The following is a 21,019-nucleotide window of genomic DNA, read 5'->3' on the forward strand; positions in this document are numbered from 1 at the left end:
TTGCACGGGCAGATTTGTTCGCAGCTCGAAAAAATGTTGAACCGCTGCTATTCGGGGTTGCGCGCCTCCCGCAATTGCCTTATCGAAAATCTGTAACGTTTCAGATTCTGGGAGGAGCCGAAATGCGATACCAATTCATGACCGCTGTGCTGGCAGCGACAACTGCTCTGTCATTCGCCGGCCCGGCGGCAGCGACGGATCTGGAAGTCACCCATTGGTGGACTTCGGGCGGCGAGGCGGCGGCGGTCGCCGAATTCGCCAAGGCGTTCGATGCGACAGGCAATCATTGGGTCGACGGCGCCATCGCCGGCGCCGGCAGCACGGCGCGGCCGATCATGATCAGCCGCATCACCGGCGGCGACCCGATGGGCGCCACCCAGTTCAACCATGGAAGGCAAGCGGAAGAATTGGTGCAGGCCGGACTGATGCGCGACTTGACCGATCTCGCCACCAGAGACAAGTGGGCGGAAATCGTACAGCCGAAGAGCCTGCTCGACGGCTGTACCCTCGACGGCAAGATCTATTGCGTGCCGGTCAACATTCACTCCTTTCAGTGGCTGTGGCTGTCGAACGCGGCCTTCGACAAGGCCGGTGTGCCGGTGCCGAAGAATTGGAATGAATATGTCGCGGCCGCCCCTGCGCTGGAAAAGGCAGGCATCATACCGCTGGCGGTCGGCGGGCAGCCGTGGCAATCCTCCGGGGCCTTCGACGTGCTGCTTGCGGCGGTTGGCGGCACGGAGACTTTCTTGAGGGTCTATCGCGACAAGGACGCGGAATTCGCCGCCGGGCCCGAGGTCGCCAAGGTGTTCAAGGCCGCGGACGATGCCCGCAAGATGGCGAAGAACACCAATGTGCAGGACTGGAACCAGGCCACCAATCTCGTCATCTCCGGCAAGGCCGGCGGCCAGATCATGGGCGATTGGGCGCAGGGCGAGTTCCAGGTTGCCGGGCAGACCGCCGGCAAGGACTATACGTGTCTTCCCGGCCTTGGCCTGAACGAGGTCATCGCCACCGGCGGCGATGCGTTCTACTTCCCGCTGCTGCAGGACGCCGAAAAGTCCAAGGCGCAGGAAGCGCTGGCCGAAACGCTGCTCGATCCCAAGACGCAGGTCGCCTTCAACCTCAAGAAGGGCTCGCTGCCGGTGCGCGGCGATATCGACCTCAAGGCGGCGAACGACTGCATGAAGAAAGGGCTCGACATCCTGGCCAAGGGCAGCGTCATGCCCTGGACGGATCAGTTGCTGTCGCAAGACACCCAAAAGCAGAAGGAGGACCTTTTCTCCGAGTTCTTCGCCAAGCCGGACATGACCGTGGAAGAGGCGCAAAAGCGCTTCGCCGACATCGTCGCCTCAGCGGACTGACGATCGACGAACCGCTCGCTCCCGGCCCGCCGCGGGGCCGGGAGCTCCGGGTCAAGTCGTGACCCTTCGGCCTTACCCTAGCCCGGCTGTGCAGATGAGCAAGAGCGAACGCCCCAACCAACTCTTCCGCAACCTTAACGCCAAGGTCGCCTCTATTCCGATGGTCCTCACCGCACTGGTGATCTTCGTCGGCGGCAGCGCGTGGACGGTGCTCTATTCCTTCACCAATTCAAAACTGCTGCCGCGGCTGAACTTCGTCGGGCTCGACCAGTATTATCGACTGTGGTCGACGCCGCGTTGGCTGGTCTCGATCGAGAACCTGCTGGTTTACGGCGTGCTGTCGCTGGTGTTCTCTCTGGTCATCGGCTTCATACTGGCGGCGCTGCTCGACCAGAAGATCCGCTTCGAGGACACGTTCCGCACCATCTTCCTCTACCCCTTCGCGCTGTCCTTCATCGTCACCGGCCTTGTCTGGCAGTGGCTGCTCAACCCGGAGTTCGGAATCCAGGGGGTGGTGCGCGGCCTCGGCTGGGAAAGCTTCAGCTTCGATCCGCTCTACAATTCCGACATCGTCATCTACGGCATCCTGATCGCCGCGCTCTGGCAAGGCACCGGGCTGATCATGTGCCTGATGCTGGCGGGCCTGCGCGGCATCGACGAGGATATCTGGAAGGCCGCGCGGGTGGATGGGATACCCACCCTAAAAACCTATCTGTTCATCATCATCCCGATGATGCGGCCGGTCTTCATCACCGCGCTGGTCATCATCGCCGCCGGTATCGTCAAGGTCTATGACCTGGTCGTCGCCCAGACCAGCGGCGGTCCCGGCATCGCCTCCGAAGTACCGGCCAAATATGTCTATGATTACATGTTCTTCGCCCAGAACCTCGGCCAGGGCTTCGCCGCCTCGACCATGATGCTGCTGTCGGTGGTGGTCGTCATCGTTCCCTGGGCCTATCTCGAATTCGGAGGCAAGAAGCGTGGCTGACCTTGCCGTTCCCCTGCCTGCCGGCACTGGCTCTATCGGGCTTGAGGCATCCGGGCCGCGAGGGCCGAAGCCGCGGCATGTGTTCTCGCGCCGCAACATCTTCCTCTATGGCACGCTCATCGTGGTGGCACTGTATTATCTGCTGCCGCTCTACGTGATGGTGGTGACGTCGCTCAAGGGCATGCCGGAGATACGCCTCGGCAACATTTTTTCACCGCCGCTCGAGATCACCTTCGAGCCTTGGGTGAAGGCCTGGTCCAGCGCCTGCACCGGCCTCAACTGCGACGGGCTCTCGCGCGGCTTCTGGAACTCGGTGCGCATCACCGTTCCGTCGGTCGTCCTGTCGATCGCCATCGCTTCGGTGAACGGCTACGCGCTTGCCAACTGGCGCTTCAAGGGCGCCGACACGTTCTTCGTCATCCTGATCGTCGGCGCCTTCATCCCCTATCAGGTGATGATCTATCCGATCGTCATCATCCTGCGCGAAATCGGCCTCTATGGCAGCCTGAGCGGCCTGGTGATCGTTCATTCCATCTTCGGCATGCCGATCCTGACACTGTTGTTCCGCAACTATTTTTCTTCCATGCCGGATGAACTGTTCCGGGCGGCGCGCGTCGACGGCGCCGGCTTCTGGGGCATCTATTTCCGCATCATGCTGCCGATGTCGCTGCCGATCTTCGTCGTCGCCATCATCCTGCAGGTGACCGGCATCTGGAACGACTTCCTGTTCGGCGTCGTCTACACCCGCCCCGACACCTATCCGATGACGGTGCAGCTCAACAACATCGTCAACTCGGTGCAAGGCGTGAAGGAATACAACGTCAACATGGCCGCCACCATCCTGACCGGCCTCGTACCGCTCGTCGTCTACTTCGTTTCCGGCAAGCTCTTCGTGCGTGGCATCGCCGCCGGCGCGGTGAAAGGATGATGATGACAAGACTCGAAAATCCCAGCGTTTCGATCCAGGACCTGTCGCTGAATTTCGGCTCGGTGTCGGTGCTGGAGACGCTCAACATCGATGTCGCCGAGGGCGAGTTCATCGTGCTGCTCGGGCCGTCCGGCTGCGGCAAGTCGACCTTGCTCAACTGCATCGCCGGCCTGCTCGACGTTTCGGACGGCCGCATCTTCATCAAGGGCAAGAACGTCACCTGGGAGGAACCCAAGGACCGTGGCATCGGCATGGTGTTCCAGTCCTATGCGCTCTATCCGCAGATGACTGTCGAGAAGAACCTGTCGTTCGGGCTGCGCGTTGCCGGCATCCCGAGGGACGAGATCGCCAAGCGCATCGCGCGGGCTGCAGAAATCCTGCAGATCGAGCCACTGCTGCAACGCAAGCCGTCGGCGCTTTCGGGCGGCCAGCGCCAGCGTGTCGCGATCGGCCGGGCGCTGGTGCGCGACGTCGACGTCTTCCTGTTCGATGAGCCGCTTTCCAATCTCGACGCCAAGCTGCGCGCCGAGCTGCGTGTCGAAATCAAGCTGCTGCACAGCAAGCTGCAGAACACGATGATCTATGTCACCCACGACCAGATCGAGGCGATGACGCTGGCCGACCGCATCGCGGTGATGAAGGGCGGCGTCATCCAGCAGCTCGACGCACCGCAGACCATCTACAACCGCCCGGTCAACCGTTTCGTCGCCGGCTTCCTCGGCTCGCCGGCGATGAATTTCCTCGATGGTCGGCTGGAGAAGGACGATGGCACCTGGCACTTCGTCGCCGAAGAAGTGCGGATCCCGCTCGCCACTTACGCTTTCGAAAAGGAGCCCCTGCCGGGAGCGGCCGTGTTCGGTATCCGGCCCGAGCATGTCGCGTTCAACAGCGGCTCCGGATGGCCGTTCACAGCCACGGCAAATGTCGTCGTCGTCGAGCCCATGGGGTCCGACACGCTGGTCTGGCTGAAGCTCGGAAATCAGAATTTCACGGTTAGGGTGACATCCGAGCGCACGCCAAACAATGCCGACACGGTGAGCATCGGTTTTGACCCGATGCGCGCTTCGCTGTTCGACGCCGCAACCGGCAACCGCCTGTAACTCCCCAGAATTTCACCTCAAGCCCATCCATCCCCAGAGAACGGACAGAGACGATGAACTGGTCATTCCAACTTTATAGCGCCCGCAATTTCCAACCTTGGGAAGCGGTGCTCAAGATGCTGGGCGAGCTCGGCTACGCGCAAGTCGAGGGGTTCGGCGGCGTCTATGATGACCCCAAGGCATTTCGTACCGAACTCGACAAGAACGGCCTCACCATGCCGACCGGCCATTTCTCGATCGATGCGCTCGAGAAGGATTTTGGCGGTGTGCGCAAAATCGCCGACGCGCTCGGCATCACACTGCTCATCTGCCCCTATCTGGTCGCCGAGAGCAGGCCGACCGACGCGGCCGGCTGGCGCGGCTTCGGCGCACGCCTGGCCAAGGTTGGCGAGACGGCTGAGAAAGCCGGCTACGGCTTTGCCTGGCACAATCATGATTTCGAGTTCAAAAAGCTTGCCGATGGTTCGGTGCCGCAGGACCATATCCTGACGGCAGCGCCCGACATCGGCTGGGAGATGGACGTCGCCTGGGTGGTGCGCGGCGGCGACGATCCGCTGCCCTGGATCGAGAAATATGGCAAACGCATCGCCGCCGTCCATGTCAAGGACATTGCCAAGCCAGGCGAGGGCCTCGACGAGGACGGCTGGTCGGATGTCGGCCACGGCACGATCGACTGGGCCGGCCTGATCCAGGCGCTGCGCGCCAAGAGCGCCGCCAAATACTACGTCATGGAACAGGACAACCCCAACGACATCGAGCGCTTCGCCCGCCGCTCGATCGCAGCCGTCAAGACCTATTAGGAGCAAACCAGCATGGCAAAAAAACTTGGGGTCGGCGTCATCGGCTGCGGCAACATTTCGAAGGCGTATTTCTCGTTTGCGCCGCTGTTTCGCGGCATCGAGATGCGCGCCTGCGCGGATATCAACATGGATGCGGCCAAGGTGCGGGCGAAGGAGTTCAAGCTGCGCGCCGAGACAGTCGAAGGGCTGCTCAAGGCTGACGATATCGACATCATCGTCAACCTCACCGTTCCGGCGGTGCACTACGAGGTGTCGAAACAGATCCTCGATGCCGGCAAGCACGTCTATTCGGAAAAGCCGTTCGTGCTGTCGGTCAAGGAAGGGCTCGACCTGAAGAAACTGGCGGAGAGAGACGGACTGCGCATCGGCTCGGCGCCCGATACTTTCCTCGGTGGCGCGCACCAGCTTGTCCGCAACCTGATCGATACAGGCAAGCTCGGCAAGATCACCAGTGGCACATGCCATGTAATGAACCATGGGATGGAGCATTGGCACCCCAATCCGGACTTCTTCTTCCAGCCTGGCGCTGGGCCGGTGCTCGACATCGGACCCTACTATATCACCAACCTGATCCAGCTGATCGGGCCGGTGAAGCAGGTGGCGGCGTTCGCTTCGATCCCGAAGACGGAGCGTACCATCTCGTCCAAGCCTCGCGCGGGCGAAAAAGTCCTGGTCGCCACGCCGACGACGATCCACGGCGTGATGGAGTTCGAGAATGGCGCCGTGGTGACGCTCAATACCAGCTGGGACGTGTGGAGCCATGGCCATGCGCCGATGGAACTCTACGGCGAGTTGGGCACGGTGTTCTTGCCGGATCCGAATTTCTTCGGCGGCGATGTTCGTTTCACCGACGCCGCCAAGCCGGTTAAGAAGCTGCCGAAGTGGAAGCATCCGTTCGGCGTGGCCAACCAGATGCATTCGCACGGCATGATGGCTAACTATCGCACCGCCGGTCTCGCCGACATGGCACTAGCGATCACGGAAGGCCGGCCGCATCGGTGCTCGATGGAACTGGCGCTGCATGCCGTCGATGTGATGACCGGCATGTTGCGGTCGGGCGCGAGCGGAAAGTTCGTTGCCATGCAGACCACCTGCGAACGGCCTGCGGCCCTGGGCGTCGAGGATGCGGAAGGGCTGTTGGCGAAGAAGAAAGGGCTCTTGGCAAAGAAGAAATAGCATGAGCGCTTCAGCGATTGCGACACGTGCTGTTTTCCGTCGACCCCTCTCCCCATAGAAACGGGGAGAGGCTAAGGGTGAGGGCAGGGCCGACTCACCATTTTTTGCGGTGGCAGCTGCCGGGCTCGTTTTTGCTTTGAGGATCTCCCATGCCCTATGTCCCCGCCGAAAACCGCTACGAGAAAATGGTCTATAATCGCTGCGGGCGATCCGGCCTGAAATTGCCGGCGATCTCGCTCGGGCTCTGGCACAATTTCGGTGACGACACACCGCACCGAACCAAGCAGGCGATCGCGCGCAAGGCCTTCGATCTCGGCATCACGCATTTCGACCTCGCCAACAATTACGGCCCGCCGCCCGGTTCGGCGGAGACGGCTTTTGGCGAAATCCTGCGGACGGATTTCTCCTCCTATCGTGACGAGCTGATCATCTCGACCAAGGCCGGTTATGAGATGTGGGCCGGACCCTATGGCGAATGGGGCGGGCGCAAATATGTGCTGGCCAGCCTCGACCAGAGCCTGAAGCGGATGGGGCTCGACTATGTCGACATCTTCTATTCGCACCGCTTCGACCCTGATACTCCGCTGGAAGAAACGATGGGCGCGCTCGATCACGCGGTGCGCTCGGGTAAGGCGCTTTATGCCGGCATCTCCTCCTACAATTCGCAGCGCACGCGCGAGGCCGCCGACATTTTGAAGCAGCTCGGCACGCCTTGCATCATCCATCAGCCGAGCTATTCGATGCTCAACCGCTGGGTCGAGGACGATGGTCTGCTCGACACGCTGGAGGGGCTCGGCGTCGGCTCGATCGTGTTCACGCCGCTGGCGCAAGGCATGCTGACCGACAAATATCTCGGCGGCATCCCCGAGGGCAGCCGCGCCAGCCAAGGCAAGTCGCTGAGGCCGGCCTTCATCAACGACAAGACCATCGCCAACATCAAGGCGCTGAACGCGATTGCCAGCCGACGCGGGCAGACGCTGGCGCAGATGGCGCTGGCCTGGGTGCTGCGCAAGGGCCGGGTGACCTCGGCGCTGATCGGCGCCAGCCGGCCGGAACAGGTCGAGGATTGCGTCGGCGCGCTGAAGGCGCTCGACTTCAGCGATGCCGAGCTCGCCGATATCGACACCTACGCGCGCGAAGCCGACATCAATCTGTGGGCCGCCTCCGCCGAGCGCAAGGGTCCGCCACGGAAGTGATTGGCAGCGCATAGCCGAACAGGTACGGCGGGAACTGCTCCCGCCGTTTTTTTACTCGGCCGCCAATGTCTGCTTCGAAATTTGGGCCTGCCCGGAGTTGGCCGGCTTCTGGGCCATGCCGACACAGAAACAGTAGCAAAAAGGCCCGTTCGTCGCTATCTGGATAGGACTGGAGCCGCTTGCATGCGGAAATGACGTGCAACGGGCGCAATACGGGTTGGAAACAGGATCATGGCGGCAAGGGATGTGCTGACGAAAAACCAGCTGTGCGTGCTTGAGAAACTCGAGGCCGCCAGCGGGCCGCTCAGCGCCTATACATTGCTCGACCAGCTTCGCGATCGGGGTTTTCGAGCACCGCTGCAAGTCTATCGCGCGCTCGACACGCTGGTGAAGTCCGGCTTCGTGCACAGGCTCGAAAGCCTCAATTCCTTTGTCGCCTGCGCCGAGCCGCACGACCACAGTCATTCGATGACCGCCTTTGCCATCTGCGACACATGCGGGCAGGTGACCGAATTTTCCGACCATGATGTCGGACACCGGCTCGACGAATGGGTGCGCTCGACCGGCTTCGCCGCCAAGAAGGCGGTGATCGAGTTCCGTGGCACCTGTGCCAAATGCCTGGCCGAGGCGGCTTAAGGTGTATTGATATTCAGGTGATGCCGGCCTGCAAATGGTGGCTTCCTGCGCTTCCGGTGCTCACGTACCCAAAAGTACGTTCCGCTCCGGTTCTCGGAACCCACCTGTTTGGTCGCTTCGCGCCCGTCTTCGACTCCGACTCGGCCTGACCTGAATCTCAACACACCTGGCTTGGGCGCATCAATGAGCCTCTTCCCAATTGTCGGCGGCGCGGGCGTCGACATGCAGTGGCACCGACATCGACACCGCTGGCATCGCGGCGTTCTCCATCACATGGCGCACGACGGGGATCGTCGCCTCGACCTCCGCTTCGGCCGTCTCGAAGACCAGTTCGTCATGCACTTGCAGCAACATGCGGGCGGAGAGCTTCGCCTTTTCCAGCGCATCGTCCATGCGTATCATGGCGCGGCGGATTATGTCGGCTGCGGTGCCCTGCAGCCGGGCATTGATCGAGGCGCGCTCGTTGAAGGCACGGACTGAAGGGTTCGACGACCGTATCTCCGGATAATGGATGCGGCGGCCGAAGATCGTTTCGACATAGCCGTATTCGCGGGCATAGGCCTTGGTCGCGTCGATATAGTCGCGGATGCCCGGGAAGCGTTCGAAATATTTCTTGATGTAGGCGCCGGCCTCTTCGCGCGGGATCGACAGCTGGTTGGCCAGGCCAAAGGCGGAAATGCCGTAGATGATGCCAAAATTGATCGCCTTGGCGCGGCGGCGTATCTCCGAGGGCATGCCCTCGACCGGCACGTTGAACATCTCCGATGCGGTGATGGCGTGGATGTCGGCGCCGTCGGCAAACGCCTGCTTGAGCTGCGGGATCTCGGCGACATGGGCGAGCACGCGCAGCTCGATCTGGCTGTAGTCGGCGGAAACCAGCTTGTTGCCCTTGTCAGCGATGAAGGCCGTCCTGATCTTCCGCCCCTCGATGGTGCGTACCGGAATGTTCTGCAGGTTGGGATCGGAGGACGACAGCCGGCCCGTTGTCGTCGCGGCAAGGGCGTAGGAGGTGTGGACGCGCTTCGTATCGGGATGGGCGAAACCGGGCAGCGCATCGGTATAGGTCGATTTCAATTTGGTCAGCTGGCGCCAGTCGACGATCTTGCGCGGCAGTTCGTGGCCTTCGGCGGCGAGGTCTTCCAGGAGCTGCGCCGAGGTCGACCATTGGCCGGTCTTGGTCTTGGAGCCGCCGGGCAGGCCCATCCTGCCGAACAAGATGTCGCCGAGCTGTTTTGGCGAGCCGATATTGATGCGCTCGCCGACGAGCTGGTAGATTTCATCCTCCAGCCGCGCGGCGCCCTGTGCCAGCTCGCCGGAGAGCCGCGACAGGATCTGCCGGTCGACGGAGATGCCGCGCTGCTCCATCCTTGCCAGAACCGGCACCAGCGGCCGTTCCAGCCGCTCGTAGACCGAGACGAGGCCCTTGGCGGCAAGCCGTGGCTTCAGCACCCGCCAGAGCCTGAGCGTCACATCGGCGTGCTCCGCGGCATAGGCTGTGGCCTTGTCGATATCGACCTGGTCGAAGCCGACGAAGCTTCTTCCAGAGCCGGCCAGCTCCTTAAGGGCAATGGTCGAGTGGCCGAGCCACTTTTCCGACAGAGCCGCCATGCTGTGGCCGCCGGACGTGCCTGCATCGAGCACGTAGGAAATCAGCATGGTGTCGTCGAAGGGGGCGACATCGATGCCGTGGCGGCTCATGACGACGAGGTCGTATTTCAGCTCCTGAACGATCTTGAGAACCGACTTGTCCTCCAGCAACGGCTTCAGAATGCCAAGCGCCTCACGGATCGGGATCTGGTTTTCGACCACTCCGCCGCCGAGCAGGTCGCCGTTGCCGCTTTTGTGGGCGAGCGGCACATAGGCGGCGCGACCGGGCGCGGTGGCCATGGACAGGCCGATCAGCTCGGCCTGCATCGGATCGGCTGACGTGGTCTCGGTGTCGAAGGCGACGATGCCGGTCTCCATCGCCTCGGCCACCCATGCATTCAGCACTGCTGTGTCGCGGATGGAGACGTAGGCGCTGGTGTCGATCTTGCTGGCGGTGGCGTCCTCGAAGCGAAGCGCAGAGAGCAGCGAAGGGGTGTCGCCTTCCTTGGGTTCCACCTTGACGGTGGCCGGCACTGCTTCTCCGGCTTCGTCTGTCACTGTGCCTGCCGCTCTTTCGGCGGCTGCCGGCACCCCAAACCCGACATCGGGACCATGCGCGGTGTCGGCGCGCTCGATAATGACGGGAACGGCCTTGACATCAGCCGCTTCCGTTCCGGTTGCTTCCGCCACGCGGCGGGTCAGCGAGGAGAATTCCATCGTCTTGAGGAAGCCGATCAGCTTTGGTCCGTCGGGCGGATGCAATACGAAATCGTCGAGTCCGCTGATCCCCGGCACGTCGTTCTTCAGCGTCACCAGTTCACGCGAAATGCGCGCCTTGTCGGCGTTGGCAATGATCGATTCGCGCCGTTTGTCCTGCTTGATCTCGGCGGCGCGGGCGAGCAGCGTATCGAGATCGCCGAACTGTTCCAGCAATTGCGCCGCGGTCTTCGGCCCGATGCCGGGCACGCCCGGCACATTGTCGACCGAATCGCCGGTCAGCGCCTGCAGGTCGATCATTTTTTCCGGCGGCACGCCCCATTTCTCGATCACCTCGGGAACGCCGATCTGGCGGTCCTTCATCGGGTCGTACATGGCGACCGAAGGGCCGACCAGTTGCATCAGATCCTTGTCGGAGGAAATGATGGTGGTGTCGCCGCCGGCTTCGCAGGCAAGCCGGCAATAGGTGGCGATCAGGTCGTCGGCCTCATAGCCTTCTGTCTCGAGGCAGGGCAGGTTGAAGGCCCTGGTCGCCTGGCGGATCAGGCCGAACTGCGGGATCAGATCTTCCGGCGGTGCCGAGCGGTTGGCCTTGTATTCGGGGTAGAGGTCGTTGCGGAAGGTTTTCGACGAATAGTCGAAGATGACGGCGAAATGCGTCGGCACGATGCCGACATCGGTGTTGCGGGCGTCCTGCGTCAGCTTCCACACCATGTTGCAGAAGCCGAGCACGGCACTGGTCGGCAGCCCGTCGGATTTGCGGGTCAGCGGCGGTAGCGCGTGATAGGCGCGGAAGATGTAGCCGGAGCCGTCGACAAGGAAGAGATGATCGCCTTTTTTCATGGGACGAAGGGATAGCGCGGCGCGGCGTCGTGGTCCATGCCAAAGGCGGCCTCGGCCACCGGTTCCGGCAACATCCCTGACAAGTCGATCCGATCACGGGTATGTTACGAAAGTGTAATCTTCGTGCCCTTGAATCGCCACGTTCGGAGACACAGATAAACGCCATCGGCATTTTTCGCCGAGGTCCGGAGCAAGGCCCGTCCCCCGCCTATCCCGGACACTTGCGGCAGCCTATCCCCCCTCTCCGGGCTGCCGCATCGTTTCGAGTAAAGGCCGCCGTGGTTCCCCCTCCACCACGGCGGCATTTTTTTGCTCTTTGGAGCCCGTGGTCCAACGACCGCCGGCTTTTCGTTTCTGCCTCGCAGCTTTAGGGTTGCCGCTCAGAATCGAAAGGCCTGATAAAAATGTCCAGAATTTCTCCCGTCCTCGACCGCCTCGACAACAACCTCGACGAGAGCCTGGAGCGCCTGTTCGGCCTGCTCAGGATCAAGTCGATCTCGACCGACCCGACCTATGCCGCAGACTGCCGCAAGGCGGCGGAATGGCTGGTGGCGGAGCTCAAACTGATCGGCTTCGACGCCAGCGTGCGCGACACGCCAGGCCATCCGATGGTGGTGGCGCACCATGACGGGCCGGCGGGCGCACCGCATGTCCTGTTCTATGGCCATTACGACGTGCAGCCGGTCGACCCGATCGAGCTTTGGGAAAGCGATCCGTTCGCGCCTTCGGTGAAGGAGATCGAGCCCGGCCATCAGGTGATCACGGGACGTGGTTCGGCCGACGACAAGGGTCAGCTGATGACCTTCGTCGAGGCTTGCCGCGCCTGGAAGCAAGTGCATGGCGGGCTGCCGTGCCGCATCACAATCCTGTTCGAAGGCGAGGAGGAGTCCGGCTCGCCATCGCTGAAGCCGTTCCTCGAGGCAAATGCGGCCGAGCTCAAGGCCGACTTTGCGCTTGTCTGCGACACCGGCATGTGGGACCGCGATACGCCGTCCATCTGCGTCGCGCTGCGCGGGCTGGTCGGCGAGGAGATCACGGTGAAGGCCGCCGACCGCGACTTGCATTCCGGTCTCTATGGCGGTGCTGCCGCCAATCCAATCCGCATCCTGGCCAGGATACTGGCCGACATCCACGACCAGAACGGCCATGTCACCATTCCGGGGTTCTATGACGGCGTCGAGGAGACGCCTTCGCAGATCCTGAAGTCATGGGAGGCGCTCGGCGAGACCGCCGAGACGTTCCTTGGGCCTGTCGGCCTGTCGATCCCATCCGGCGAAAAGGGCCGCTCGGTGCTCGAACTCACCTGGGCGCGGCCGACGGCCGAGTTCAACGGCATTACCGGCGGCTATACCGGCAAGGGGTTCAAGACGGTGATCGCGGCGGAAGCCTCGGCAAAAGTGTCCTTCCGCCTCGTCCACAAGCAGAATCCCCAGAAGATCCGAGCCGCTTTCCAGGCCTTCGTCAGGGAGCGCATCCCGGCCGACTGCTCAGTCGATTTCCACCCGCATGGCGGCTCGCCGGCGATCCAGCTTTCCTACGACTCGCCGTTCCTCGCCAAGGCCAAGGACGCGCTGTCCGACGAATGGCCGAAGCCGGCGGTGACGACGGGAAGCGGCGGCTCGATCCCGGTGGTCGGCGATTTCCAGACCTATCTCGGCATCGAATCCTTGCTGGTCGGTTTCGGGCTCGACGATGACCGCATCCATTCGCCGAACGAGAAATACGAGATGAGTTCCTTCCACAAGGGACAACGCTCCTGGGCGCGCATTCTCGATGCGCTGACACGCTGACAGGGCAAGAATTCAACTTTCTGTTGATTTTTCATCGGATCGCGGCAAGGACGGGCTAAAGCGCGTCGCGTTTGATCTGCCTGATGCGACGCGCTTTAGGTTGTTGTTTTATGCATGTCGTTATCGCAAAACCGCTGCACACTTTTGCGCGACATGCATTAGAGCGACGCGCGTCCAGTCGCGACCGGAGAAGATGATGAGCGATATCCGCTTCCATAAGAACGACCTACCGGGGCTCTTGCACTACGATGTCGGGGCGGTTGCCATCGACACGGAGACGCTGGGACTCAATCCGCATCGCGACCGGCTTTGCGTGGTGCAGATCTCGCCGGGCGATGGTTCCGCCGACGTCATCCAGATCGCGCCCGGCCAGAAGAAGGCGCCGAACCTCGTCAGCCTGCTTAAGAACCGCAGCATAACCAAGCTGTTCCATTTCGGCCGTTTCGATCTCGCCGTGCTCTACAACGCCTTCGGCGTCATGCCGGAGCCGGTGTTCTGCACCAAGATCGCCTCGCGGCTTACGCGAACCTATACCGACCGGCACGGGCTGAAGGACATCTGCTTTGAGCTTCTCGGCGTCAGCCTGTCGAAGGCGCAGCAATCGTCGGACTGGGCGGCGGAGACGCTGTCGCCCGAACAACTCGAATACGCCGCCTCCGACGTGCTCTATCTGCACCAGCTGCGCGATGTTCTGACAGCGCGGCTGGCGCGCGACAACCGGAGCAAGGAGGCCGAGGCCTGCTTCCGCTTCCTGCCCACGCGTGCGAAACTCGACCTGATGGGCTGGGATGAGGCAGACATCTTCGCCCACAGCTAAGGTGAACCAGGTGTTCGCCGCGACGTTCTGTCGGTCCATGGAGGGATGAAATGGCTGCCAGAAAACCAATCGAAACAGCGCCCAAGGATGGCTCCAAGGTCACCGTCTACTGGAAGGACAGCGACGGCGTGATGAACGAATCCATCGCGCAGTACCGGTCGCTCGACCGCCTGAAGGCGGCCGGCGGCGACTGGGACGAGAACGACACCGGCTGGTGGGCGTATACGGACGGCCATACGCAAAGGAAGATCGAACCGATCAGCTGGCGGCCTGCATCCGGGGATGACGACGACGAATGACGCCGCTGGCGGCGCCGGCTCCTTTCCAATAGTTTGGACCTGTTGCAATCGGAGGTCGATTCGGAGCTTTCTGCTCCACGGCCGTTCGCTCAGGAGGGATCTGCAATGGGTACTGAGAGCCTGCTTGTCTTCATCATCATCGGCGCCATCGCCGGTTGGCTCGCCGGCCTGATGGTCAAGGGTTTCGGCCTCGGCCTTGTCGGCAATATCGCCGTCGGCATTGTCGGTGCCTTCATCGCCGGCTGGCTCTTCCCAACGCTGGGGTTCGCCATAGGCGGTGGCATATTTGCCTCCATCGTCCACGCCACGATCGGCGCGGTCATCCTGCTCGTGCTGATCAAGCTGGTGAAGCAGGCCTGATCCTCGAAGCACATCAAGGGCGCGCCATGAAACAGAACATGCTCTATCTCGTCATCGGCGCGCTCGTCGTCGTGGTCATCGCGCTCGGCGTCTATGTCTATCGCGAGCAAACCAGGCCGAAGGGCGTGGAACTCAAGATCGACGACAAAGGCATTTCGATCCAGCAGAACTGAGCGGCGTTGGGTTGGCACGGCAAAGGTGCCGATGACCTATCCCCCATCAGGCCGAAAATTGACGATAAGGCAGGGGCCGCTCCATCCTTCGATGCACCCGGAGAGAAGCCAAGCTGGATATGGAATGAGAGTGACGTATCGACACATTCGCGGTATGATCTTGGTACAGGGAGTTTGGGGCCAACCCACCTACTATTAGGAGGTTGCCATGAGGCACCAAACACTGGACCAACTGCATACGGTGGCAAAGGTACACAGAGACCCAACACCTCCTGCAATGGACCGAACCCAGCGTCTCGAACGTTGGTCAAAACTTCTTGAACGGCAGCCCAACCGACTCCTCACCGCACTTATCGGGACCGAATATCGTTCGTCACCCGAGCGCGAAATTATGCGTGGCGAAGGCTCGCCAATATCGGTTGCCTTCGAGGATTCGGTCCTGCGCGATGAGGGGCTGAAAGACGATACTTATGGCGAAGCAAAGCGTTTCTTCGAATTGACCGACAATGAGCTCCACGAAATTGTCTGCTACTGCCATGTGGGCGAGACGATGCAATCATCCTGGGCAGCGCTTTCCGTTCGTGCTGCGATTGGCTAACTCATGATCCCCTAGTGCGCGTGACTTTGGTGACAAGGTCATGCGTAGATTCAATGGTTTAGAGCGCGATCGAACGCACTTTACCGATCGCGCTCTAATGACGAGCATAGATTGGCGGCTACCTTGCTATGGGCGGTCCGCGCCGAACGACTGCGGCTGGGCAGTTGATGCCGAAATGCGAGAACGCTCCGCCGTCTCGCGATAGACGCCATTGTTGCCGACCGCCAGGAGCAAGGAACGGAGCGGTGACGTGCCCGTAACGCATTGAATTAACTTTGAACCATTTAACCCGCCCTTAAATCGCCGCATCTACTCTTCACCCCGAACGCCATGGAGCGACGTGCGTCCGTTCGGACGCACAGCGTACGCTCTAAGACTTTGAAGCTTCGCATCGTGCTTTCCGAAAATCGATTCCGATTTTCGGGCCGATGCGATAGGCATCGGGACAGACAGCACAGCGCATGGCGAACCGTAGAGACAGCCGCATCGAACCGAGCTTCGAGGGACCGCCACGGGCGAAATCCTCGGCCGGTTTTTCGGTGAGCGAGGAGGATCGCGTCGTGCCGAGCAACCGCAAGACCTCTGCAAAGCGCCAATCGGCCAAGACAAAATCGTCGCGTCGAGGACGCGGCAAAAGCCGGCGCGGCCTGTTCGGCGTGCTCGGCCGGTTGGCCTACTGGTGCTTCGTTCTGGCCATATGGGGCGGCATCGCCACCGCCGGCATCATTGTCTATTACGGTGCGAAAATGCCGGCGGCCACCACCTGGGCCATTCCCGACCGCGCACCCAATATCAGGATCGTCTCCGTCGACGGAAAGCTGCTTGCCAATCGCGGCATGAGCGGCGGCGAAGCCGTCGGCCTGCATGAAATGTCGGCCTATATTCCCGAGGCCGTCATCGCCATCGAAGATCGCCGCTTCTATTCGCATTTGGGCATCGACCCGATCGGTCTGTCCAGAGCCATGGTGGCCAACGTTCTCGGCGGGCGTTTTTCGCAGGGCGGCTCGACACTGACGCAGCAATTGGCGAAAAACCTGTTCCTGACGCCCGATCGCACGCTGGAACGCAAGGTGCAGGAAGTGCTTCTGGCGCTGTGGCTCGAGCACAAGCACACCAAGGACCAGATCCTCGAAATGTACCTCAACCGGGTCTATTTCGGCTCCGGCGCCTATGGTGTCGAAGCGGCCTCGCGCCGCTATTTCGGCAAGAGCGCGCGCGATGTCACGCTGCCCGAAGCCGCACTCCTCGCTGGCCTGTTGAAGGCGCCCTCGCGACTGTCTCCGGCGCGTGACCCGAAGGCGGCCGAGCAGCGCGCGCAGCTCGTTCTCGCCGCCATGCGCGACGAAGGCAAGATCAGCGCCAAGGAACTGACCACGGCGATGACCGCGCCGGCGTCGCGGGTGGCATCCTACTGGACGGGCTCGGAAAACTATGTCGCCGACACCATCGTGGAAGAACTGCCCGACCTGATCGGCGACGTGCGCGGCGACATCATCGTCGACACCACCGTCGACCTCACGCTGCAGAAGCTCGCCGAACAATCGATCCGCCGGCTGATCGACGGGAGCGGCAAAAAGCTCAATGCCAGCCAGGGCGTGCTGGTGTCGATAGACAATTCCGGCGCGGTACGTGCCATGGTCGGCGGCTATGATTATTCGACCAGTCAGTTCGACCGCGCCTCGGAGGCGCGCCGCCAGCCGGGCTCGGCGTTTAAGCCGTTTGTTTACATGGCGGCGCTGGAGGCCGGCCGTACGCCCGACAGCGTGCGCAATGACGCGCCGGTCAGAATAGGCAAATGGACGCCAACCAATTACGGCGGCAAGTATTTCGGCAAGGTGACGCTGGCGACGGCGCTGGCGAAATCGCTGAACTCGGTGGCCGCCCAGCTGACGATGGAAGTCGGACCTGACGCCGTCGTCGAGGCGGCGCATCGCATGGGCATCCAGTCCGACCTCACGGCCAACACCTCGATCGCGCTCGGCACCTCTGAAGTGACGCCGCTTGAATTGACGTCGGCCTATGTCCCCTTCGCCAATGGCGGCCACCGGCCGGACGTCCATTTTATCCGCCGCGTGACGACAGCCGGCGGCAAGGTGCTCTACGACAACAATGGTGGCGGCGCCCCGCGCGTCGTCAAGCCCGAGATTGTCGGTATGATGAACTCGATGATGACCGGCACTGTCGAAATCGGCACTGCCAGGAAGGCGGCCTTTGCCTGGCCGGCCGCCGGCAAGACCGGCACCAGCCAGAATTCGCGCGACGCCTGGTTCATCGGCTATACCGCCAATCTCACCACCGGCGTCTGGTTCGGCAATGACGATGGCAGTCCGATGAAGAAGGTCACCGGCGGCGCGCTGCCGGCGCAGGCCTGGCATGAATTCATGGTCGCCGCGCATGAAGGCGTGCCGGTGCGGCCGCTGCCTGGAACATGGAGGTCGACGCCTGCGGATACGATCGTGCAGGACGAAATACCGTCCAACACGCCGCAACCGGCGCCGGTACCGTCCGCTTCGGTCAGCCAATCCGCGCCGTCCGCCCAAAAAGCGTCATCGCCTCGCGCTGTGCGTCCAGCCGAAACGGTCGATGGCGGCGGCTTCGGCATGCCGGGCGGTGACAGCAACACCGCATCGATCAAGCGCCCGGTGCCGCCCGGTGATGTCGGCGGCCCGGTCAAGAAGCGGCAGACCTCGATCCTCGACATCCTCACCGGCGGCTGACCCCCTCGTCATCGCTGCCGTGTTCCGCTACATCTCCGGGTTAAAAGTGCTAGAGCGTACTTTGTGCGTCCAAAGGGACGCACGTCGCCCTAAAGCGCGTCGCGTTTGACCGGCCTCATGCGACGCGCTTTAGGTTGTTGTTTTACGCATGTCGTTATCGCAAAACCGCTGCACACTTTTGCGCGACATGCATTAGAGAGATCGCGAATGGCCGAGACCGACACCAGAAAGACCATCGTGCTGACCGGCGCCAGCCGCGGTATCGGCCATGCCACGGTCAAGCGCTTTTCGCGCGAAGGCTGGCGCGTCATCACCTGCTCGCGCCAGGCCTTTGCCGAGGACTGCCCGTGGCCGGCCGGTCCGGAAGACCACATCAAGGTCGATCTGGCCGACCAGGAGGATGTCGGTATCGCGATCTCGGAAATCCGCCATCGGCTGGAAGCGCATGGCGGCCAGCTTCATGCGCTGGTCAACAATGCCGGCATCTCGCCGAAGCTCAAGGACGGCAACAGCCGCATGAATTCGATCGACACGCCGATGCACGTCTGGCGCGACGTGTTCCAGGTCAATTTCTTCGCACCGATCATGCTGGCGCGGGGATTGTTTAGGGAATTGGCGTCGGCCAAAGGCTCGATCGTCAACGTCACCTCGATCGCCGGCACCCGGGTGCACCCCTTCGCCGGCACCGCCTATGCGACGTCAAAGGCCGCGCTCGGCTCGCTGACGCGCGAAATGGCGCATGATTTCGGCCCGCACGGCATCCGCGTCAACGCCATCGCACCCGGCGAGATCGACACGGCGATCCTGTCGCCCGGCACGGAAAAGATCGTCGAGACGATTCCGCTGCGGCGGCTGGGAACCACGGCCGAAGTCGCCGACATCATCTTCTTCTTGTGCTCTCAGCAGGCGTCCTATGTGACGGGTTCGGAAATCCACATCAATGGCGGCCAGCACGTGTGAATGGTGTTTCGCTCCACTGAAGGAGCTATGCCTTCGGCTTCTCGGCCGCCATTAACGGCAACGCAGGTGCCGCAGCATGTCCGATCACCACTTCGACGATGCCGCGCGCGATCTCGCGCTCGCCCATGATAACGATGTCGGCTCCGAGCCCCTTGAGATGCTCGACCTCGGCATCGGAATGGGCGCGGGCAATGACGTTGATCTTCGGGTTGGCGGTGCGGGCGCGCAGCACGATCTGTCCCGCCTCGAAGGCGTTGGGGATGGCGAGGATCAGCCGCTTCGCGCCCTCGGGATTGGCTGCGGCGAACACCTCGCTATTCGCCGCATTGCCGGATACGGTTTCGATGCCGTCGTCCCTGAGCTTCGCCAGCGTCTTGTCGGCATCCTCGATGACGAGGAAGGGCAGGGCGGCCTCCTTCAATGACGCGCCGACGAGGCTGCCGACACGGCCATAGCCGACCAGGATGGAGTGGCCGGTAAGCGCTGTGCTGGGTGGCGGGCCGTCCTCTTTCACCGGTGCCGCAACCGAAGCCAGTTGGCCTGGCTCCGTCGCGGGGCCGATCGGCTTTGCCTCATCGAGCGGCGCCGTCTTGCCGGCGCGCCTTTCCAGCCAGGGTTTCATCCAGTCGACGGCAAGGAACATCAGCGGGTTGAGAACGATCGACAGGATAGCACCGGCGAGGATCAGGTCGCGTCCTTGTTCGGGCAGCAGCTTCAGCCCGACGCCGAGCTCGGCCAGAATGAACGAGAATTCGCCGATCTGGGCAAGGCTTGCCGAAATCATCAACGCGGTCGCGATCGGATAGCGGAAGGCGACGACGATGACGAAGGCGGCCAATGATTTGCCGATGACGATGATGGCCAGTGTCGCCAGGACCGGCCAGCCATTGCTGACCAGGCTGAACGGGTCGAACAGCATGCCGACCGAAACGAAGAACAGCACGGAAAAGGCGTCGCGCAGCGGCAGCGATTCCTCGGCCGCCCGATGGCTGAGTTCGGATTCGCTCATGATCATGCCGGCGAAGAAAGCGCCCAGCGCCAGCGAGACGCCGAATAGCTTGGCCGCGCCGAAGGCGACCCCGAGCGCGATGGCCAGCACCGCCAGCCTGAACAATTCACGCGACCCGGTATGGGCGACGTAGTGCAGGATCCAGGGAATGACCCGGCGGCCGACCACCAGCATGACGACGACAAAGGCCGCGACCTTGGCCAGCGTCATGCCGACGATACCCCAAACGCCGTAGCTCGCCGGCAGCAACAGCAGGCCGCCGCTGTGGATCTCCATCTGCTCCTGGCCGCCCAGCACACCGGCCAGTGCCGGCAGCAATACCAGCGCCAGCACCATGGCCAGATCCTCGACGATCAGCCAGCCGACGGCGATGCGGCCGCGCTCGGTCTCGATCAGACGCCGCTCCTGCAAGGCACGCAGCAGCACTACGGTCGAGGCGACGGAAAGCGCCAGCCCGAACACCAGCCCCGCGCCCATCGACCAGCCGAGCATCCAGGCAAGAGCGGCGCCGAGCGCTGTCGCGAAGCCGATCTGGACGATGGCGCCGGCACGGCGATGGCGCGGACCGACAACAAGTCCTTCAGCGAGAAATGCAGGCCGACGCCGAACATCAACAGGATCACGCCGATTTCGGCCAGTTCATTGGCGAGGCCGGCATCGGCGACGAAGCCCGGCGTGTTTGGCCCAACCAGCACGCCGGCGATGAGGTAACCGACCAGCGGCGGGATGCGGAAGCGATTGGCAAGTGCGCCGAAGACGAAAGCCAGCCCCAAACCTGCGACGATGGTGGCGATAAGGGGCGTGTCATGCGGCATGGTCTATGGAGCGCCTTTCAAAAATCACGATGTCGGATATGCGTCGCCAAAAAGCAGCCGCCTTTGCAATATGGCGGCTCGGATGGCCGCGAGGCAACCCGCAAATGCCATGAAATCGACGACAAAGATGGCAGAGGGCGAGTTGCCTC

The 21,019-nt window shown here is 62.3% G+C and carries 17 protein-coding genes and 1 pseudogene; 16 read left to right on the top strand and 2 right to left on the bottom strand.

Features of this window, described 5'->3' with window-relative positions; all coding sequences use genetic code 11:
- Positions 1–122: 122 nt before the first annotated feature.
- The 8 genes from BQ8482_RS34950 to BQ8482_RS34985 all read left to right on the top strand — a co-directional run bounded on the left by BQ8482_RS34950 (position 123) and on the right by BQ8482_RS34985 (position 8,185).
- Positions 123–1,361, top strand: coding sequence for an ABC transporter substrate-binding protein (locus BQ8482_RS34950; protein ID WP_123151707.1), 1,239 nt, complete (start codon positions 123–125; stop codon positions 1,359–1,361).
- Between the two features lie 94 nt (positions 1,362–1,455).
- Complete coding sequence (locus BQ8482_RS34955; protein ID WP_023797405.1) at positions 1,456–2,349, top strand: carbohydrate ABC transporter permease; 894 nt, start codon at positions 1,456–1,458, stop codon at positions 2,347–2,349.
- Positions 2,342–3,277 (top strand): carbohydrate ABC transporter permease, encoded by a 936-nt coding sequence (locus tag BQ8482_RS34960; RefSeq protein ID WP_123151708.1) that lies wholly within the window; start codon positions 2,342–2,344, stop codon positions 3,275–3,277. The genes BQ8482_RS34955 and BQ8482_RS34960 overlap by 8 nt, the downstream gene beginning before the upstream one ends.
- A 2-nt stretch (positions 3,278–3,279) precedes the next feature.
- On the top strand, positions 3,280–4,377 hold the full coding sequence (locus BQ8482_RS34965) for an ABC transporter ATP-binding protein (protein WP_123151784.1): 1,098 nt from the start codon (positions 3,280–3,282) through the stop codon (positions 4,375–4,377).
- A gap of 53 nt (positions 4,378–4,430) precedes the next feature.
- The gene (locus BQ8482_RS34970) at positions 4,431–5,177 is read left to right on the top strand and encodes a sugar phosphate isomerase/epimerase family protein (protein WP_123151709.1); all 747 of its coding nucleotides are present in this window, start codon (positions 4,431–4,433) and stop codon (positions 5,175–5,177) included.
- Positions 5,178–5,189: 12 nt separating this feature from the next.
- Positions 5,190–6,353: a Gfo/Idh/MocA family protein gene (locus BQ8482_RS34975; RefSeq protein ID WP_123151710.1), complete on the top strand. Its 1,164-nt coding sequence runs from the start codon at positions 5,190–5,192 to the stop codon at positions 6,351–6,353.
- Between the two features lie 149 nt (positions 6,354–6,502).
- Entirely contained in the window at positions 6,503–7,549 is a 1,047-nt protein-coding gene (mgrA, locus tag BQ8482_RS34980) for an L-glyceraldehyde 3-phosphate reductase (RefSeq protein WP_123151711.1), read from the top strand.
- 231 nt (positions 7,550–7,780) lie between these two features.
- The gene (locus tag BQ8482_RS34985; protein ID WP_023797411.1) at positions 7,781–8,185 is read left to right on the top strand and encodes a Fur family transcriptional regulator; all 405 of its coding nucleotides are present in this window, start codon (positions 7,781–7,783) and stop codon (positions 8,183–8,185) included.
- Positions 8,186–8,365: 180 nt separating this feature from the next.
- Here BQ8482_RS34985 and polA read toward each other — a convergent pair whose 3' ends face one another.
- On the bottom strand, positions 8,366–11,332 hold the full coding sequence (gene polA, locus BQ8482_RS34990) for a DNA polymerase I (RefSeq protein WP_123151712.1): 2,967 nt from the start codon (positions 11,330–11,332) through the stop codon (positions 8,366–8,368).
- Positions 11,333–11,736: 404 nt separating this feature from the next.
- Here polA and BQ8482_RS34995 point away from each other — a divergent pair, with 404 nt between their 5' ends.
- The 8 genes from BQ8482_RS34995 to BQ8482_RS35030 all read left to right on the top strand — a co-directional run bounded on the left by BQ8482_RS34995 (position 11,737) and on the right by BQ8482_RS35030 (position 19,046).
- Positions 11,737–13,122: a M20/M25/M40 family metallo-hydrolase gene (locus tag BQ8482_RS34995; protein WP_123151713.1), complete on the top strand. Its 1,386-nt coding sequence runs from the start codon at positions 11,737–11,739 to the stop codon at positions 13,120–13,122.
- A gap of 196 nt (positions 13,123–13,318) precedes the next feature.
- Entirely contained in the window at positions 13,319–13,939 is a 621-nt protein-coding gene (locus tag BQ8482_RS35000; protein ID WP_095496889.1) for a ribonuclease D, read from the top strand.
- 50 nt (positions 13,940–13,989) lie between these two features.
- Positions 13,990–14,238, top strand: a complete 249-nt coding sequence (locus tag BQ8482_RS35005; RefSeq protein ID WP_095496888.1) for a hypothetical protein — start codon at positions 13,990–13,992, stop codon at positions 14,236–14,238.
- Between the two features lie 105 nt (positions 14,239–14,343).
- Entirely contained in the window at positions 14,344–14,598 is a 255-nt protein-coding gene (locus tag BQ8482_RS35010; RefSeq protein ID WP_123151714.1) for a GlsB/YeaQ/YmgE family stress response membrane protein, read from the top strand.
- 26 nt (positions 14,599–14,624) lie between these two features.
- Positions 14,625–14,771: a hypothetical protein gene (locus BQ8482_RS35015; protein WP_123151715.1), complete on the top strand. Its 147-nt coding sequence runs from the start codon at positions 14,625–14,627 to the stop codon at positions 14,769–14,771.
- 208 nt (positions 14,772–14,979) lie between these two features.
- Positions 14,980–15,369, top strand: a complete 390-nt coding sequence (locus BQ8482_RS35020; RefSeq protein WP_123151716.1) for a hypothetical protein — start codon at positions 14,980–14,982, stop codon at positions 15,367–15,369.
- Positions 15,370–15,830: 461 nt separating this feature from the next.
- Positions 15,831–18,086 (top strand): transglycosylase domain-containing protein, encoded by a 2,256-nt coding sequence (locus tag BQ8482_RS35025; RefSeq protein WP_123151717.1) that lies wholly within the window; start codon positions 15,831–15,833, stop codon positions 18,084–18,086.
- Positions 18,087–18,293: 207 nt separating this feature from the next.
- Positions 18,294–19,046 carry an SDR family NAD(P)-dependent oxidoreductase gene (locus tag BQ8482_RS35030; RefSeq protein ID WP_027153080.1) on the top strand — a complete coding sequence of 251 codons (753 nt, stop codon included), beginning with the start codon at positions 18,294–18,296 and terminating at the stop codon, positions 19,044–19,046.
- A 25-nt stretch (positions 19,047–19,071) separates the two neighbouring features.
- Here BQ8482_RS35030 and ybaL read toward each other — a convergent pair.
- Positions 19,072–20,870: pseudogene (gene ybaL, locus BQ8482_RS35035) on the bottom strand (YbaL family putative K(+) efflux transporter).
- Between the last annotated feature and the right edge of the window lie 149 nt (positions 20,871–21,019).

This window comes from Mesorhizobium delmotii, from assembly GCF_900149755.1.
GTDB lineage: Bacteria > Pseudomonadota > Alphaproteobacteria > Rhizobiales > Rhizobiaceae > Mesorhizobium > Mesorhizobium delmotii.

Coding starts and splice junctions, on each gene's coding strand:
- BQ8482_RS34970 (WP_123151709.1), top strand. CDS start 4,431: ATGAACTGGTCATTCCAACTTTATAGCGCCCGCAATTTCCAACCTTGG.
- mgrA (WP_123151711.1), top strand. CDS start 6,503: ATGCCCTATGTCCCCGCCGAAAACCGCTACGAGAAAATGGTCTATAAT.
- BQ8482_RS34975 (WP_123151710.1), top strand. CDS start 5,190: ATGGCAAAAAAACTTGGGGTCGGCGTCATCGGCTGCGGCAACATTTCG.
- BQ8482_RS35015 (WP_123151715.1), top strand. CDS start 14,625: ATGAAACAGAACATGCTCTATCTCGTCATCGGCGCGCTCGTCGTCGTG.
- polA (WP_123151712.1), bottom strand. CDS start 11,332: ATGAAAAAAGGCGATCATCTCTTCCTTGTCGACGGCTCCGGCTACATC.
- BQ8482_RS34995 (WP_123151713.1), top strand. CDS start 11,737: ATGTCCAGAATTTCTCCCGTCCTCGACCGCCTCGACAACAACCTCGAC.
- BQ8482_RS35010 (WP_123151714.1), top strand. CDS start 14,344: ATGGGTACTGAGAGCCTGCTTGTCTTCATCATCATCGGCGCCATCGCC.
- BQ8482_RS35030 (WP_027153080.1), top strand. CDS start 18,294: ATGGCCGAGACCGACACCAGAAAGACCATCGTGCTGACCGGCGCCAGC.
- BQ8482_RS35000 (WP_095496889.1), top strand. CDS start 13,319: ATGAGCGATATCCGCTTCCATAAGAACGACCTACCGGGGCTCTTGCAC.
- BQ8482_RS35025 (WP_123151717.1), top strand. CDS start 15,831: ATGGCGAACCGTAGAGACAGCCGCATCGAACCGAGCTTCGAGGGACCG.
- BQ8482_RS34985 (WP_023797411.1), top strand. CDS start 7,781: ATGGCGGCAAGGGATGTGCTGACGAAAAACCAGCTGTGCGTGCTTGAG.
- BQ8482_RS34955 (WP_023797405.1), top strand. CDS start 1,456: ATGAGCAAGAGCGAACGCCCCAACCAACTCTTCCGCAACCTTAACGCC.
- BQ8482_RS35020 (WP_123151716.1), top strand. CDS start 14,980: ATGAGGCACCAAACACTGGACCAACTGCATACGGTGGCAAAGGTACAC.
- BQ8482_RS34965 (WP_123151784.1), top strand. CDS start 3,280: ATGACAAGACTCGAAAATCCCAGCGTTTCGATCCAGGACCTGTCGCTG.
- BQ8482_RS35005 (WP_095496888.1), top strand. CDS start 13,990: ATGGCTGCCAGAAAACCAATCGAAACAGCGCCCAAGGATGGCTCCAAG.
- BQ8482_RS34950 (WP_123151707.1), top strand. CDS start 123: ATGCGATACCAATTCATGACCGCTGTGCTGGCAGCGACAACTGCTCTG.